General features: G+C 71.3%; 16 protein-coding genes. 12 read left to right on the plus strand and 4 right to left on the minus strand.

Features of this window, described 5'->3' with window-relative positions; genetic code table 11:
- The first annotated feature begins 39 nt into the window (after window positions 1-39).
- The 4 genes from CP976_RS06370 (at window position 40) to CP976_RS06385 (ending at window position 3,757) form a co-directional block, all read left to right on the plus strand.
- Complete coding sequence (locus tag CP976_RS06370; protein WP_150479438.1) at window positions 40-1,578, plus strand: ATP-dependent DNA ligase; 1,539 nt, start codon at window positions 40-42, stop codon at window positions 1,576-1,578.
- Window positions 1,575-2,033 (plus strand): NUDIX hydrolase, encoded by a 459-nt coding sequence (locus tag CP976_RS06375; RefSeq protein WP_086840459.1) that lies wholly within the window; start codon window positions 1,575-1,577, stop codon window positions 2,031-2,033. Before CP976_RS06370 ends, CP976_RS06375 begins: the two co-directional genes overlap by 4 nt.
- Before the next feature lie 76 nt (window positions 2,034-2,109).
- Window positions 2,110-3,495 carry an NADP-dependent succinic semialdehyde dehydrogenase gene (locus tag CP976_RS06380; RefSeq protein WP_150479439.1) on the plus strand — a complete coding sequence of 462 codons (1,386 nt, stop codon included), beginning with the start codon at window positions 2,110-2,112 and terminating at the stop codon, window positions 3,493-3,495.
- Window positions 3,496-3,520: 25 nt separating this feature from the next.
- The gene (locus tag CP976_RS06385) at window positions 3,521-3,757 is read left to right on the plus strand and encodes a DUF6213 family protein (protein WP_059417701.1); all 237 of its coding nucleotides are present in this window, start codon (window positions 3,521-3,523) and stop codon (window positions 3,755-3,757) included.
- 76 nt (window positions 3,758-3,833) lie between these two features.
- Here CP976_RS06385 and CP976_RS06390 read toward each other — a convergent pair whose 3' ends face one another.
- The 3 genes from CP976_RS06390 to CP976_RS06400 all read right to left on the minus strand — a co-directional run bounded on the left by CP976_RS06390 (window position 3,834) and on the right by CP976_RS06400 (window position 6,847).
- A complete protein-coding gene (locus tag CP976_RS06390) occupies window positions 3,834-4,499 on the minus strand; it encodes a thiaminase II/PqqC family protein (RefSeq protein WP_150479440.1) in 666 nt (221 codons plus the stop codon).
- 334 nt (window positions 4,500-4,833) lie between these two features.
- Complete coding sequence (locus tag CP976_RS06395) at window positions 4,834-5,436, minus strand: DUF4352 domain-containing protein (RefSeq protein WP_150479441.1); 603 nt, start codon at window positions 5,434-5,436, stop codon at window positions 4,834-4,836.
- A gap of 184 nt (window positions 5,437-5,620) precedes the next feature.
- A complete protein-coding gene (locus CP976_RS06400; RefSeq protein WP_150485250.1) occupies window positions 5,621-6,847 on the minus strand; it encodes an acyl-CoA dehydrogenase family protein in 1,227 nt (408 codons plus the stop codon).
- A gap of 173 nt (window positions 6,848-7,020) precedes the next feature.
- On the opposite strand from CP976_RS06400, the gene CP976_RS06405 reads away from it, so the two are divergent.
- A complete protein-coding gene (locus CP976_RS06405; RefSeq protein ID WP_086840448.1) occupies window positions 7,021-7,665 on the plus strand; it encodes a TetR/AcrR family transcriptional regulator in 645 nt (214 codons plus the stop codon).
- A 60-nt stretch (window positions 7,666-7,725) separates the two neighbouring features.
- Here the strand turns inward: CP976_RS06405 and def are convergent, their stop codons facing one another.
- Entirely contained in the window at window positions 7,726-8,274 is a 549-nt protein-coding gene (def, locus tag CP976_RS06410; RefSeq protein ID WP_150479442.1) for a peptide deformylase, read from the minus strand.
- Between the two features lie 159 nt (window positions 8,275-8,433).
- Here def and CP976_RS06415 point away from each other — a divergent pair, with 159 nt between their 5' ends.
- From CP976_RS06415 to CP976_RS06445, 7 genes are all read left to right on the plus strand, one after another.
- Window positions 8,434-9,672 (plus strand): MurT ligase domain-containing protein, encoded by a 1,239-nt coding sequence (locus CP976_RS06415; RefSeq protein WP_150479443.1) that lies wholly within the window; start codon window positions 8,434-8,436, stop codon window positions 9,670-9,672.
- Window positions 9,673-9,695: 23 nt separating this feature from the next.
- Window positions 9,696-10,424 (plus strand): type 1 glutamine amidotransferase, encoded by a 729-nt coding sequence (locus tag CP976_RS06420; RefSeq protein ID WP_150479444.1) that lies wholly within the window; start codon window positions 9,696-9,698, stop codon window positions 10,422-10,424.
- A gap of 201 nt (window positions 10,425-10,625) precedes the next feature.
- Window positions 10,626-11,651, plus strand: coding sequence for a 6-phosphofructokinase (locus CP976_RS06425; protein ID WP_150479445.1), 1,026 nt, complete (start codon window positions 10,626-10,628; stop codon window positions 11,649-11,651).
- Between the two features lie 116 nt (window positions 11,652-11,767).
- Window positions 11,768-12,718 carry a cytochrome c oxidase assembly protein gene (locus tag CP976_RS06430; RefSeq protein WP_150479446.1) on the plus strand — a complete coding sequence of 317 codons (951 nt, stop codon included), beginning with the start codon at window positions 11,768-11,770 and terminating at the stop codon, window positions 12,716-12,718.
- Between the two features lie 196 nt (window positions 12,719-12,914).
- Window positions 12,915-14,189 carry a DUF6777 domain-containing protein gene (locus CP976_RS06435; protein ID WP_308430055.1) on the plus strand — a complete coding sequence of 425 codons (1,275 nt, stop codon included), beginning with the start codon at window positions 12,915-12,917 and terminating at the stop codon, window positions 14,187-14,189.
- Between the two features lie 33 nt (window positions 14,190-14,222).
- Entirely contained in the window at window positions 14,223-16,034 is a 1,812-nt protein-coding gene (locus tag CP976_RS06440) for a serine/threonine-protein kinase (RefSeq protein ID WP_150479448.1), read from the plus strand.
- A 13-nt stretch (window positions 16,035-16,047) separates the two neighbouring features.
- Window positions 16,048-16,227: a hypothetical protein gene (locus CP976_RS06445; protein WP_150479449.1), complete on the plus strand. Its 180-nt coding sequence runs from the start codon at window positions 16,048-16,050 to the stop codon at window positions 16,225-16,227.

Below are 16,227 nucleotides of genomic sequence, written 5' to 3' on the forward strand. Positions count from 1 at the left end.
CCGGGTGTAGAGGCGGCCCCTCCGGTGCACCATGGCTGCATGCTGTTGCACCGGCTGGCCCGAGTGTCCCAGGAGGTCGCCGCCACCTCGGCGCGGTCCCGGAAGACGGCCCTGCTCGCGGAGCTCTTCCGGGACGCGGAGGCGGACGACGTGCCGATCGTCATCCCGTACCTGGCGGGCCGGCTGCCGCAGGGCCGGATCGGCGTCGGCTGGAAGGTACTGAGCCGCCCGGTCGTTCCCGCCGCCGAGCCGGGCCTGACCGTGCGGGACGTGGACGCCCGGCTGTCGGAGCTCGCCAAGGTCGCCGGCCCCGGCTCCCAGGCGGAACGGGCCCGGCTGGTCGGGGAGTTGATGGGCGCTGCCACCGAGGACGAGCAGCGGTTCCTGATCGGGCTGCTCACCGGCGAGGTCCGGCAGGGCGCGCTGGACGCCGTCGCGGTCGAGGGACTGGCCCAGGCGACCGGGGCGCCGGCGGCGGACGTACGGCGGGCCGTGATGCTCGCCGGCTCCCTCCAGACGGTCGCCGAGGCGCTGCTCGCGGACGGTCCCGCCGCCCTGGACCGCTTTCGACTCACTGTCGGCCGCCCGGTCTGGCCGATGCTGGCGCACAGCGCCTCCTCGGTCGCCGAGGCGGTGGACAAGCTCGGCGCCTGCGCGGTCGAGGAGAAGCTGGACGGCATCCGCGTCCAGGTGCACCGGGACGGCGACACGGTACGGCTCTACACCCGCACCCTCGACGACATCACCGACCGCCTGCCCGAAGTGACGTCCGCCGCCCTGGAGTTGCGGGGCGAGCGGTTCATCCTGGACGGCGAGGTGATCTCCTTCGACGAGGGCGGCCGCCCCCGCTCGTTCCAGGAGACCGCCGGCCGCGTCGGCTCCCGCACGGACGTCGCGACGGCGGCCCGTGCGGTGCCGGTCTCCCCCGTCTTCTTCGACGCGCTGTCCGTCGACGGCCACGACCTGCTCGACCTGCCGTTCGCCGAGCGGCACGCCGAGCTGGCCCGGCTGGTCCCCGAGCCGATGCGGGTGCGCCGGACCACGGTGTCCGGTCCGGACGACCTGGGCACGGCGGAGGAGTTCCTCGCCGAGACCCTGAAGCGCGGCCACGAGGGCGTCGTGGCCAAGGCGCTGGACGCCCCCTACAGCGCGGGCCGGCGAGGCGCGTCCTGGCTCAAGGTCAAGCCCGTCCACACCCTCGACCTGGTCGTCCTGGCCGCCGAGTGGGGCCACGGCCGCCGCACCGGCAAGCTTTCCAACCTCCACCTGGGCGCCCGCACCACCGGCGGCGGCCTCGCCATGCTCGGCAAGACCTTCAAGGGCATGACCGACGCGATGCTGACCTGGCAGACCGAGCGGCTTCAGCAGCTCGCCGTCGACGACAACGGCCACGTCGTGACCGTACGCCCGGAACTCGTCGTCGAGATCGCCTACGACGGCCTCCAGCGCTCCACCCGCTACCCGGCCGGGGTCACCCTGCGCTTCGCCCGCGTGGTCCGCTACCGGGAGGACAAGCGCCCCGAGGACGCCGACACGGTGGAGACGCTGCTGGCCGCGCACCCGGAGGTGAGCCCGTGAAGCGCAGTGCCGGCCTGCTGCTCTTCCACCACACCGACGACGGCCTCGAAGTGCTGCTCGGCCACATGGGCGGCCCCTTCTTCGCCCGGCGCGACGCCGGGGCGTGGAGCATCCCCAAGGGCGAGTACGAGCCCGACGAGTCCGCCTGGGCGGCGGCCCGGCGCGAGTTCGAGGAGGAACTGGGGCTGCCCCCGCCGGACGGCGAGGCCCTCGCTCTGGGCGAGGTCCGGCAGACCAACGGCAAGATCGTCACGGCCTGGGCCATCGAGGCGGACCTCGACCCGGCGACGATCGCGCCCGGCACGTTCCGGATGGAGTGGCCGCCGAGGTCGGGGCAGCTCCAGGAGTTCCCCGAGCTGGACCGGGTGGCGTGGTTCGGACTCGACCGGGCCCGGGCGGTGATCGTCAAGGCGCAGGCGGCGTTTCTCGACCGCCTGGTGGAGCACTCGCCCTGAGGAGACGCTCCCGCGTTGCGGTCCCCTCCGCCACGCGGGAAGGTCGGACTACAGCCCGCACCGAGGGAGGTCAGCCATGCCCATCGCAACGGTGAACCCGGCGAACGGCGAGACGCTCAAGACGTACGAGGCCATGGGCGAGGAGGAGATCGAGCGCCGGCTCCAGCTCGCGGAGGCCACGTTCCGCACGTACCGGACGACGACGTTCGACGAGCGCGCCCGGCTGCTGAGGAAGGCCGCCGACCTCCTCGAAGAGGACCAGCAGGACATCGCCCGCGTGCTGACCACCGAGATGGGCAAGCCGATCCAGCAGGCCCGGGCCGAGGCGGCGAAGTGCGCCAAGGCGATGCGCTGGTACGCCGACCACGCCGAGGAGCTGCTCGCCGACGAGGAGCCCTCCGACACCGACGTGAAGGACTCCGGCGCCTCGCGCGTGCGGGTGCGCTACCGGCCGTTGGGTCCGGTGCTGGCGGTCATGCCGTGGAACTTCCCGCTGTGGCAGGTGGTCCGCTTCGCCGCGCCCGCGCTGATGGCGGGGAACGTGGGCCTGCTCAAGCACGCCTCGAACGTCCCGCAGACCGCCCTGTACCTGGAGGACCTGTTCCACCGCGCGGGCTTCACGGAGGGCTGCTTCCAGACCCTGCTGATCGGCTCCGCCGCGGTCGACGACATCCTGCGCGACGAGCGCGTCAAGGCGGCCACCCTCACCGGCAGCGAGCCCGCGGGCCGCGCGGTCGCCTCCACCGCCGGGGAGATGATCAAGAAAACGGTGCTGGAGCTGGGCGGCAGCGACCCCTTCGTCGTCATGCCCTCCGCCGACATCGACCGGGCCGCGCAGGTCGCGGTGACCGCGCGGGTGCAGAACACCGGGCAGTCCTGCATCGCCGCCAAGCGGTTCATCGTGCACACGGACGTCTACGACGCCTTCGCGGAGCGGTTCGCCGAGGGCATGAAGGCGCTGAAGGTCGGCGACCCGATGGCCGAGGACACGGAGGTGGGGCCGCTCTCCAGCGAGCAGGGACTGCGCGATCTGGAGGAGCTGGTCGACGACGCGGTGCGCGGCGGTGCCGACGTGCTGTGCGGTGGCGAACGGCCCGACGGCCCCGGCTGGTACTACGCGCCGACCATCCTCGCCGGCATCACCCGGGAGATGCGCATCCACCGGGAGGAGGCGTTCGGGCCGGTCGCCACGCTGTACCGGGCGGCCGACCTGGACGAGGCCGTGCTGATCGCGAACGACTCGCCGTTCGGACTGAGTTCGAACGTGTGGGCACGGGACGAGGCCGAGGTGGACCGGTTCGTCCGGGACCTGGAGGCGGGCAGTGTGTACGTCAACGGGATGACGGCCTCCCACCCGGCGTTCCCGTTCGGCGGAGTGAAGCGGTCCGGGTACGGGCGTGAGCTGTCCGGGCACGGAATCCGGGAGTTCTGCAACATCACGACCGTTTGGCACGGTGCGTGAGTGTTGCGGGGCTACGATCCCGTCTGTGAACCGCGAAGTGACTCTGCCCCTGATCGTCGACGACCGCGGGACCTTGCAGGTGGCTGCGGCCGATGTCAGCAAGCTGTTGCGGACGGTGGGGGGTCGATGGGTGCGGCTTGTCGAGGCCGGGGAGTCGGGGCTCGACGAGGACACGGTCGCCGCGTTGACGATCGAGCTGGCGAAGTTGGCCGACCGTATTGATGTGGCTTGTATCGCGCACAGCAGTGGGGGTGCGACGTAGTTTTGGCGTGTGCGGGTGCGTGGCGGCTGGTCGCGCCCACGCGGCGGAGCCGCACATCAAGCACAGCCCCGCGCCCCTAAGGAGTCACACTCAACGCGTTCCAGAACATGGCCTCGTACGTCTGCAGTAGACGCCCGTAGCGGTGCGCGCTCGTCTCGTCCAATCGCCCCCCGTCCAGGCCGGCCTGCACCGCCACCGTCGCCTGGCTCTCCAGCTCCGGGGACGGCTCCGCGAAGAAGTCGAAGAAGCCGCACGCCTCGTCCGTGAAGCCGTAACGGTCCCGCAGTGCCTCGGCGATCGTCGAGCAATAGCCGCCCCAGGCGGAGAAGTTGGCGGTCAGGGCCAGGACGACGTCCGCCGGTGAGGCGTTGAGGGCCAGCCAGGCGACGTACGCGGGGTAGGCCTGGCAGCCCGGAAGGGGCTCGTACGAAGCCGCCTCCGCCTCGTCCACGCCGCACGCCCTCGCGAAGGCGTCCAGCCGTTCACCCGCCAGCGCCTCGCCCTCCGCGAGTGTCCTGAAGAAGGCCGCCGCCTCCGGGTCGGTCGTCGCGGAGCGTTCCGCCAGGTGCAGAAACGCCCGGCGGTCCGCGGGGATCACCCAGGTCTGTTCCAGGGCGAGCGCGGCGAGGGCGGGGCGGGGGGCCGTGCCGTCGGCGATCCGGGGGACCAAGGGGTTGGACTGCGGGTCCGGGGCGAGTTCGGCTGTGGTCGTCGTCAGCAGGTCCCGGGCCGGGTGCGTCATCGCGTCCTCCGTCGTGGGGGTGTCGGAACGAGCCTGGCACGGGCGTCCGCGATACGGAGCAGTCCCGCGCCAGATCGGCGCCCCACCGGGTGATCGTGGGTGGACCACCCTCCGAGGCTGAGCCGCGCGGCCGGAGCGCGGCGATCAACCGGGCGCGGGCTGACACCCTCGCCTTCGAGCCGCGCGTCCGCATCCCCGACAACGGGCAGAAGCGGGAGTCCGGTTCGGGGAGCCGGGTGGTGCGAGCGACGTCGGGAGATCCTCGGCAACGGCGGTCTCCGCCACCGGTGAGCCCCGTCCGGCCACCGCGGCCGGGCCGGGGCTCCGCCGCGGGTCAGCTCAGCTTCCACTCCCCCGTCTCCTCGGCGAAGCCGGAGTCCATCGCGAACTGGACCGTTGCCATCTTCGACGCCTTCGGCACCTCGAAGACGACCCAGCCGAGCGCCTTCGCGCCGGGCTTCAGGCTGACGTCGGAGGACATGGAGGGTCCGGCCGTTACGTCGGCGAAGGTGGACTGGAACTGCTGACCCTGGTCGTCGGCCACCTGGGCGCCGTTCTGCGGACTGTCCGAGTAGGCCTTGGTCCCGGTGTTGACGAGCCGGAACTGCACGGCGATCCACCGGTTGCCCGACTCGGGAGCCATGAACTCGTCGCTGGACTTGGCGTTGTCGACGACCTTCACGACGGTGACGTCCAGCTTGCTGCCGGCCTCCATGCCCTTCAGGGCGAGCGTGTCGCCGGCCTCGGCGACCTCCGGTGCGGCGCTCGCCTTCGCGGCGGGCTTCTTCGCGGCCTTCTGCCCGCTGTCGGCCTTGGCCGATGCCTTGGCCTTGGGCTTGTCGACGACCGTGTCGCCGGTGCCGCACGCGGTGATGGTGAGCGCACCGATCACGGCCGCCGCTGCGGCGGTGAGTCTGATGCGGCTGTAGTTACTCATGATCCCCCCAGGGTTCTGTGACACATAAGTGAAGGACCCGCGAAGAAACCGCATGGTTGCACGGTTAACCAGAAAATTTTCGGGGTTCGGGGCAACCTCGGGGGGCGTTGTCGCGTCCGCCCGAAAGCGCGTCAGGGCCCCCTCCACGATCAGGAGGGGGCCCTGTGCGCGAGAGTACCGCCGCTTACCGGATCGTCATGCCCGACAGCGTCCGCGCGATCACCAGGCGCTGGATCTCGCTGGTGCCTTCGAAGATCGTGTAGATCGCCGCGTCCCGGTGCATCCGCTCCACCGGGTACTCCCGCGTGTAGCCGTTGCCGCCCAGGATCTGGACCGCCTGGGCCGTCACCTTCTTGGCCGTCTCGCTCGCGAACAGCTTGGACATCGAGCCCTCGGCCGCCGTGAACGGCTTGCCGTTGACCGCCATCCAGGAGGCGCGCCAGACCAGGAGCCGGGCCGCGTCGATGGACGTGCGCATGTCCGCGAGCTGGAACGCCACGCCCTGGTTGTCGATGATCGGCCGCCCGAACTGCTCCCTGGTCTTGGCGTAGTCGAGGGCGACCTCGTACGCGGCCCGGGCGGTGCCGACCGCCATGGCGCCGACCGCCGGGCGGGACGCCTCGAACGTGGCCATCGCCGCGTTCTTCACGCGCTCCCCACCCTGCCTGGCCTTCTCCCGCGCCCGGGCGAGCCGCTCGTCCAGCTTCTCCTTGCCGCCGAGCAGGCAGGAGCCGGGGACGCGCACGTTGTCCAGGATGACCTCGGCGGTGTGCGAGGCGCGGATGCCGTGCTTCTTGAACTTCTGGCCCTGGGACAGACCCTCGGTGCCGGGCGGGATGATGAAGGAGGCGTGGCCCTTGGAGCCGAGCTCCGCGTCGACCACCGCGACCACGACATGGACGTTGGCGATACCGCCGTTGGTCGCCCAGGTCTTGGTGCCGTTGATCACCCACTCGTCCTTGGCCTCGTCGTACACGGCCCGGGTGCGCATGGAGGCCACGTCGGAGCCGGCGTCGGGCTCGGAGGAGCAGAAGGCGGCGACCTTGACATCGCTCGCGTCGCCGTACATCTGGGGGATCCAGGTGCCGATCTGCTCCTCGGTGCCGTTGGCGAGGACGCCCACGGCGGCGAGGCCGGTGCCGACGATGGACAGGGCGATGCCCGCGTCGCCCCAGAAGAGCTCCTCCATGGCCATGGGTATGCCGAGGCCGGTCGGGTCGAAGTACTGCTGGGCGTAGAAGTCCAGGGAGTAGATGCCGACCTTGGCGGCCTCCTGGATGACCGGCCAGGGAGTCTCTTCACGCTCGTCCCATTCGGCGGCCGCGGGACGGATCACATCGGCCGCGAAGCCGTGCAACCAGTCCCGGACCTCCTTCTGTTCGTCGTTGAGCTCCATGGTGAACTCGGCCATGTCGGTCCCCTTCAGCGGCACACGTGCATGTTACTTGCGGTAACACCAGTCTGTTACCGGTGGGTAGTCCGCGTCAACTCCTACCGACCGGTCGGCACCCGTTCGATGTCTGGGGCATCTTTGAGTGTTAGTTTGCGCAGGCGTCATCGAAACAGCACGGGTGGGGAGAGCACATGGACACCACGCAGCGGACCGACCAGCAACGGTCCGCCGACCGCCGACGGCGTGAGCTGCTGGAAGCCGCCGACCGGGTGGTGCTGCGCGACGGTCCGCAGGCCTCGATGAACGCGATCGCCGCGGAAGCGGGTATCACCAAGCCGATTCTGTACCGGCACTTCGGTGACAAGGGCGGACTTTACGCGGCCCTTGCCAAACGGCACACCGACGCCCTGCTGGACTCGCTGCGGGCGGCGCTGGACGCGCCGGCGGAGAGACGGGAGCGGGTCGAGGCGACGCTGGACACGTACCTCGCCGCGATCGAGGCGCGGCCCCAGGTGTACCGGTTCCTGATGCATCCGGCGGAGGGGGGCCAGCCGGGGGATCAGGGTTTCGACGTCGGCAAGCACAGTGCGCCGTTGCTGCGGCGGATGGGGGAGGAACTCGCCCAGGTCATCGAGGAGCGGCTGGATCTCGGGCCGGGCGGGCAGCAGCTGGCGCGGGTGTGGGGGCACGGGATCGTCGGCATGATGCATGCCGCCGGGGACTGGTGGCTGGGGGAACGGCCCTGTTCCCGTGCGGAGTTGGTGCGGAGTCTGGCTGATCTGTTGTGGGGGCGTCTTGCGGCTGCCGGGGACAAAATGGGTGGGCCGGGATTCTGACCGTCGCCCTTCGGCTGCGGGCCGGTGGGGGTTGCTCGCGCAGTTCCCCGCGCCCCTGAGTCAGCCATCCACTCGGCGCCAAGAGGCCTGGGCTACTTGCCGCATCAGCTTGCGGTGGCGCCAGCCCGTCAAGTGGTCCGCGTAGATGCGGCCCTCCAGATGGTCGTACTCGTGTTGCAGGCAGCGGGCGAAGAAGCCCGTGCCGTGGACGGTGACCGGCTCTCCGGTCATCGTGTACCCCTCGACCACCGCGTGGTCGTAGCGCTCCGTGCCCGCTTCCAGGCCCGGTAGGGACAGGCAGCCCTCCGGGCCCCGGATCACCACTCCGTCCGCCTCGACCAGGCGCGGGTTGACCAGGTGGCCGAGGTGCCGGACGTCCTCGTCGTCGGGGCAGTCGTAGACGAAGACCCGCAGCGGCTCGCCGATCTGGTTGGCGGCGAGGCCGACGCCCTGGGCGGCGTACATGGTTGCGAACAAGTCCTCCACGAGGCGGGCCAGTTCGGGGCCGAACTCGGTGACCTCCGCGCAGGGTGTGTGCAGGAGCGGGTCTCCGTGCAGGGTGAGGGGTCTCACGTGGCCGTGGGCGCCGGGGATGGGACTGTTTCGCATGGCGGCAAGAGTAAGGTCCCTGTCATTCCGCGCCTCCCGCACGAGTTCACCACAGTGCCTCGGTTCGGGAGTGCTAATGGATCTCGATAGGCTGAGGTCCACACCACGTGGCCGTCAGGCTTCAAGGCGCGGCGCGTACGCAAGGAGGATCGAGAACTGATGGCAGGCAACTCGGACCCGCTCTCGCCGCGGGCCAAGCTGGCCGTGACCGCGGGCAAGGCGGTCGCGGCGGCGTCCCGCGCCGCGGGGCGCGGCAGCGGTTCGGTGATCGGCGGCCGGGTGGCGCTCAAGCTCGACCCCGACCTCCTCGCCCGGCTCGCGCAGAACCTGGACGTGATCCTGGTCTCGGCGACGAACGGCAAGACCACGACCACCCGGCTCATCGCCGAGGCCCTGCGCGCGGCGGGACCGGTCGTCTCCAACGCGCTCGGCGCCAACATGCCGGCCGGCATCACCTCGGCGCTCGCGGGCAGCTCGGACGCCCGGTACGGGGTGATCGAGGTCGACGAGAAGTACCTCGCCGGCGTCGCCCGGGACACCGCGCCGAAGTGCATCGCGCTGCTCAACCTCTCCCGCGACCAGCTCGACCGCGCCGCCGAGACCCGCATGCTCGCCGAGAACTGGCGGGAGGGACTCGCCGGTTCCAAGGCCGTGGTCGTGGCCAACTGCGACGACCCGCTGGTGGTGTGGGCGGCGTCCTCCTCCCCCAACGTGATCTGGGTCGCCGCCGGGCAGATGTGGAAGGACGACGCCTGGTCCTGCCCGTCGTGCGGTGGCGTGATGCAGCGCCCGGGCGACGACTGGTACTGCGGTGAGTGCGGCTTCCGCCGTCCGACGCCGAGCTGGGCACTCTCCGGCGACCACGTGCTGGATCCGCACGGCTCCGCGTGGCCGATCCACCTCCAGCTGCCCGGCCGCGCCAACAAGGCCAACGCCGCCTCCTCGGCCGCCGTCGCCGCCGTGTTCGGCGTGCCGCCGCAGGTCGCGCTGGAGCGCATGTACCAGGTGCAGGCGGTCGCCGGACGGTACGACGTCGTCCAGTTCCAGGGCCGTGACCTCAGACTCCTCCTGGCGAAGAACCCGGCCGGCTGGCTGGAGACGTTCTCCCTGATCGACCCGCCGCCCACCCCGGTCATCCTGTCGGTGAACGCGCGCTCCGCCGACGGCACCGACACCTCCTGGCTGTGGGACGTCGACTACACGCGCCTGACCGGCCACCCGATCTGCGTCGTCGGCGACCGGCGGCTGGACCTCGCGGTGCGCCTGGAGGTCGCCGACCAGCACTTCCAGGTGTACGAGAACCTCGACCAGGCCGTGGCCGCGTGCCCGCCGGGACGGATCGAGGTCATCGCCAACTACACGGCGTTCCAGGACCTGCGCCGCCGGGTCGGCAACTGAGCACGAGACGTCAGGGGACTTTTGTGAGCGACAACCAACTGCGGGTCGTCTGGATCTATCCCGACCTGCTCAGCACCTACGGCGACCAGGGCAACGTCCTCGTCGTGCAGCGCCGGGCCCAGCAGCGCGGCCTGGACGTGGCGCGGCTGGACGTGCGCAGCGACCAGGCGATCCCGACCTCCGGCGACATCTACCTGATCGGCGGCGGCGAGGACCGGCCGCAGCGGCTCGCGGCCGAGCGGCTGCGCCGGGACGGCGGACTGACCCGGGCCGTGGAGAACGGCGCCATCGTGTTCTCCGTGTGCGCCGGCTACCAGATCCTCGGCCACGAGTTCATCAACGACCTCGGCCAGCGCGAGCCCGGCCTCGGCCTGCTGGACGTGGTGTCCGTGCGCGGCGAGGGCGCGCGGTGCGTCGGTGACGTGCTGGGCGACATCGACCCGCGCCTCGGCCTGCCTCCGCTGACCGGCTTCGAGAACCATCAGGGCGTCACCCACCTCGGCCCCACCGCCCGCCCGCTCGCCCGGGTGCGCTTCGGCAACGGCAACGGCACGGGCGACGGCACGGAGGGCGCGTTCAACGACACCGTCTTCGGCACGTACATGCACGGCCCGGTGCTCGCGCGCAACCCGCTGATCGCGGACCTGCTGCTGAAGCTGGCCCTCGACGTCAACGCGCTGCCGCCGACCGACGACCGCTGGTACGAGGCACTTCGCAACGAGCGCATCGCTGCTGCCCAGCAACCTGCGTGAGCACTGCGCGGCAGCGTACGGCCAGGACGCGTCAACCTGCTGGTCAACAGCCCGTCTGACGGCACATCCGCACAGGTGAGCGGGGTCGTCCAGCAGGCGGACGCGTGCTTCGGTCCGGCCCCTCGATGCCGCTAGGGTGGCGGGGATTCGAGCCGGACAACGTGGTCCGGTCCCGGCCCACGTTGAGAAGGTTTTCGGGCTATGCGCATTGGTGTCCTCACGTCCGGCGGCGACTGCCCCGGCCTGAACGCCGTCATCCGGTCCGTCGTGCACCGCGCCGTCGTCGACCACGGCGACGAGGTCATCGGCTTCCGGGACGGCTGGAAGGGCCTTCTGGAGTGCGACTACCTCAAGCTCGACCTCGACGCGGTGGGTGGCATCCTCGCCCGCGGCGGCACGATTCTGGGGTCCTCCCGGGTCCAGCCCTCCCATCTGCGGGACGGTGTGGAGCGGGCCAAGGGCCATGTCGAGGAGCTCGGCCTCGACGCGATCATCCCCATCGGCGGTGAGGGCACGCTCAAGGCCGCGCGGCTGATGTCGGACAGCGGTCTGCCCGTCGTGGGTGTGCCGAAGACCATCGACAACGACATCGCGGTCACGGACGTCACGTTCGGCTTCGACACGGCCGTCGGGGTGGCGACCGAGGCCCTGGACCGGCTGAAGACCACCGCCGAGTCCCACCAGCGGGTTCTGGTGGTCGAGGTCATGGGCCGGCACACCGGCTGGATCGCGCTGCACTCCGGCATGGCGGCCGGTGCGCACGCCATCGTCGTACCCGAGCGCCCCTTCGACATAGAGGAACTGACCCGGCGGGTCGGCGAGCGGTTCGAGGCGGGCAAGCGCTTCGCGATCGTGGTGGCGGCGGAGGGGGCCAAGCCCCGGGCCGGGACCATGGAGTTCGACGAGGGCGGCAAGGACATCTACGGGCACGAGCGGTTCGCCGGGATCGCCCGTCAGCTGTCGGTCGAGCTGGAGGGGCGGCTCGGCAAGGAGGCCCGGCCGGTGATCCTCGGGCATGTGCAGCGCGGTGGCACGCCTACCGCCTACGACCGGGTGCTGGCCACGCGGTTCGGGTGGCACGCGGTGGAGGCCGTGCACCGGGGCGAGTTCGGGCAGATGACCGCGCTGCGGGGCACCGACATCGTGATGGTGTCGTTGGCCGAGGCCGTGGAGACGCTGAAGACCGTGCCGGAGGATCGGTACGCCGAGGCGGAGTGCGTTCTCTGAGTTCCCCGCGCCCCTGAGCACGTCTTACCGCCCCCGGTCACCTGTGTGACCGGGGGCGGTTCTACTCTTGGGGCGGACAGATTGCTGCACACCCCCACGAAACAGGAGCCGGCGGTATGGATCACAGCGGGCACGGCATGACCATGGATCTGCCGCCGTTCACGCTGGGACGAGGGCTGGAGTGGTCGGCCGACCCGTTCTTCCTCATCGCCTGCCTGGCCGCGCTGGCGCTGTACGGGTGCGGTGTCGTGCGGCTGGTGCGGCGCGGGGACAAGTGGCCGGTGGGGCGGACGGTCGCCTTCGTCATCGGCGTGCTGAGCATCATGCTGGTGATGTGCACCCAGCTGAACGACTACGGCATGGTCATGTTCAGCGTGCACATGGTGCAGCACATGGTGATCAGCATGGTCTCGCCGATCCTGATCCTGCTCGGGGCGCCGATCACGCTGGCGCTGCGCGCACTGCCGACGGCGGGGCGGGGCCGCAAGGGGCCCCGTGAGCTGCTGCTGATGTTCCTGCACAGCCACTACATGCGGATCGTCACCCACCCGGCGTTCACGATCCCGCTGTTCATCGCCAGCCTGTACGGGCTGTACTTCACACCGCTGTTCGACTTCCTGATGGGCTCCAAGCCGGGCCACATCGCGATGATGGTGCACTTCCTCGCCGTCGGCCTGGTGTTCTTCTGGCCGATCATGGGCGTGGACCCGGGCCCGCACCGGCCGGGCTATCTCATGCGGATGCTGGAGCTGTTCGCGGGCATGCCGTTCCACGCGTTCTTCGGGATCGCGCTGATGATGGCGTCCGAGCCGATGGTCGAGACGTTCAAGAACCCGCCCGCCTCGCTCGGCATCGAGGCGCTGTCCGACCAGAACGCGGCGGGCGGCATCGCCTGGGCGTTCAGCGAGATCCCGTCCGTGCTGGTGCTGGTCGCGCTGCTGTTCCAGTGGTACGCCTCGGACCAGCGGCAGGCCAGGCGCGAGGACCGGGCCGCCGACCGGAACGGGGACAAGGAACTCGAGGCGTACAACGCCTATTTGAGCTCGCTGCACGCACGCGGGAACTGACTTTTCCCACGCCCCAAAGCACCCGCTCGTTCTCGCTCTGCTCTTTCTCCACAACGCGGCTGAATAGCTTTTTCCTTCAGTAGCATGAAACGCGTCGGGGGAACCGCAGGGGGGAGCGGTGATGCGGAGGATCGCTGTCCTGGTCGCTTTTCTGTTTGCTCTCGGGGGGTGCGATTCGGGCAGGTCCTTGTGGGAGGTGAAGGCGGTCGCCGCGGGAGTTCCGTCCCTGACGCCCTTCTTCGCCGAGGACAGCGGGCTCGGCCGGGACGCCCAGGTGCGGTCTCGGGCCGTGCCGGGCGGCCTCCAGCAGGGGGACACGCCGGGGCTGTACGGCGGGACCGAGCAGCCGGGGATCTGTGATGTCGAGCGGCTGAAGCGGTTCCTCACCGAGCCGCGCAACGATCACAAGGCGCGGGTGTGGGCGGCCGCCCTCGATCTGCGTGCGGACGAGATTCCGGGATATCTCGACCGGCTCACACCGGTTCTCCTGCGCCACGACACCCTCGCACTGAACCACGACTACAAAAAGGGAAAGGCTGTTCCCTTCCGGGCCTTGCTCCAGGCGGGAATCGCGATTCTCGTCGATGAACAGGGACTTCCGTCGGTCAAATGTTCGTGCGGAAATCCGCTGCGGCCGTTCGAAGGCGACACGAGCCGGATATCCGTCACGTTCGGGGACGGCAACGAGAAGTGGCAGGGCTACGACCGCGCCGAGGTGGTGGTCGTACGGCCCGCTCCCCGGAAGCTGGAGCGCATCACCCTCGTCGACGTCCAGGACTCCGGCCGGGGCATCGAGCGGCCCGTCGGCACGACGGGTGAGGCCGACACCGGCTTCGACGCGACGGAGCGGCGGGCCGTGCCGCCCCTCGCCGGGACGACGTTCGGGGAGGCGAGCCGGCGGCTGGCCGAAGCGGGGCTGGCGGTCGCGTTCCGGGGTGAGGAGCCGCCTTCCGGCCGTGCGCGGGTCATCGCGTCCGACCCGGCCGCGGGGGCCGAGCTGCGGTTCGGGGCGTACGTGACGCTGAGCGTGGCGGCGGAGTCGCGGACGGAGGGGCGTACGCCGACACCATCGCCCTCGGCGTCCTCCACTCCCCCTGCCGGCTCCAGGCCGCCGACGAGTACCGGGCCCTCTCCGACGAGTACCGGCCCCGCGCCTTCTCGTCAGCCCCCGTCGAAGGCACCGTCCGGCTCCGTGCCGCCCCCGACGAGCGCCGCGCCCAGGAGCAGCGCAGCGCCGACGGCGACCGGCTCACCGCCGCGGGTCACCAGCTCACCTCCCCCGAGCACCACCAGTTCTCCTCCCGCCGGTGAACCGGTCACGAGCAGTGCGGCGCCGCCCGTGAGCAGCGCACCGCCGCCCGTGAGCAGCACGCCCGCGTCCAGTGCCCCCGCGACGACCACGCCTGCGACGACCGCCCCCGTGCCCACCGCTCCGGCGACCACGCCGCCCGCCCCGAGCGCCACCGTCTAGCACCGCACCCCCGCCGAACCCGGGAGTCACCGGATGTCCTCAGGATCACCGACGTCGGGAGTGGGCCGGATCGTCGCCGGCCGCTACCTGCTGCTGCGCCGGCTCGGCAGCGGCGGCATGGGGCACGTCTGGCTCGCCCACGACCAGAGACTCGCCTGCGAGGTCGCGCTGAAGGAGATCGTGTTCCGCGACCCGGCCGAGGCCGGGAACGAGCGGGAGGCGCGGGTCGCGCGGGCCCGGGCGGAGGCCCGGCACGCGGCCGGTCTGCGCGGACACCCGCATGTGGTGACGGTCCACGACGTGCTGGAGCACGAGGGGCTGCCGTGGATCGTGATGGAGTACGTGACCGGCGCCGTGGACCTGCGGGAGCTGGTGACCCGGCGCGGACCGCTCGCTCCGGCCGAGTGCGCCCGCGTCGGTCTCGCCGTGCTCGACGCGCTGACCGCGGGGCATGAGCGGGGCGTGATGCACCGGGACGTGAAGCCGGCGAACATCCTGCTCGCGCCGGACCGCGCGGGTTCTCCGTACGGGCGGGTGCTGCTCGCCGACTATGGCATCTCCGTGCAGCCGGACGCCGGCGAGACGCGGTACACGATGGCGTCCGCGCTGGTCGGCACGGCGGGGTATCTGGCGCCGGAGCGGGCGTCCGGCAGAGCGCCGACGCCGGGCGCCGACCTGTTCTCGCTGGGCTGCACGCTGTATTTCGGCGTCGAGGGCCGTGGCCCCTTCGAGCGGGAATCGCACCTGGCCGCACTCACCGCCGTGGTCACGGAGGACCCGCTGCCTCCGGTGCGGGCCGGGGCTCTGGAGCCCGTGCTGCGCGGGCTGCTCGCCAAGGATCCGGAGCTGCGGATGACCGCGCAGGAGGCGGAGGCGGGCCTGTCGGCGCTCGTCACGCCCCAGTCGGACGCGTACGAGCGGACCCGGACCGATCCCGGATCGCCGTCACCGTGGGAGACCCCGCCCGTGCCGCCGACCGGGCCGGACCGTCTCGGGCCCGTGGCCGCCGCCTCCGGGGCTCGGCGACGGCGGCGCTCCCCCGCCCTCCGGGCCGTCGCCGCCTGCGGGCTCGGGCTGGTCCTCGCGCTCGGCGGCGTCTGGTACGCGCTGGCCGACCGGGCGGGTGGCGGGACGGCGGCACCGTACGGCGAGGCCGTGGGGCTGGGGAAGCCGCTGGCGGACGGGGACTGTGTCCTCGTCGACTGGCCGGGCGGGGTCCGGTTCGCCGGCACGCCCCGGCTCTCCCTGGACCCGACTTGCGGGGACAAGGCGCCCGACGGGCAGGTGGTGGCGTTCGTCGGGGCGGCCTCGGCGGAGGAGGCACGGAAGCTGGGACCGGCCCGGTGCGAGGAGCGGACCCGGGAGCTGCGGGACCGGCTCGCCGATGTCCGCGGCCATGCCGTGGTGCCGAGCGGCGCCGGGTTCGCGGCGGCGGGGCGGCGCACCGCCTGCCTGGTCCTCGGCGCGCACGGGCCGCTGTACGGGCCGCTCGGGGAGCGACGTAGGTTCGGTACGGCGTTCGCCGACACCGCGACCATGCAGAAGCGCGACTGCCTGGACGTGCGTTCGAGCCGGGAGGCGCGGCTGGTGCCGTGTGGCGGGCGGTACGACCAGCAGGTGCTCGGGTTCACCCGACTGGGCGGCGACGTGACGCTCGCCGAGGCCCGGACCTCGTCGGACGCCGCGTGCGCCCGGGACGTGGCGCCGCGCGACTACGGCTTCGATCCGTCCGTCTACGAAGCCGGTTCCTGGACCAGTGACGGACCCTGGAAATCCGGTACTCATGTCGTCGTCTGCACTGTCAGGAGGCAGAACGGGGGCACCATGGGGGGAACAGAACCATGAGGAGGGTGTTGCGATGCCCGGTTCCACGAACGGTTCGAACGCGACGAAGACCATGGGAGTCGTCACCGTCGGCGGCCTCGTCCTGGTGACGGCCTACACGGTGGCGCTCGGCAGCAACGGCTGGCTGTGGTTCGGCTGGGTCGTCCTGGGCCTGATCACCGTCGGGATGGTGGTCACCACGAAGAGCACCTGA

This window comes from Streptomyces coeruleorubidus (genome assembly GCF_008705135.1).
Lineage (GTDB): Bacteria > Actinomycetota > Actinomycetes > Streptomycetales > Streptomycetaceae > Streptomyces > Streptomyces coeruleofuscus.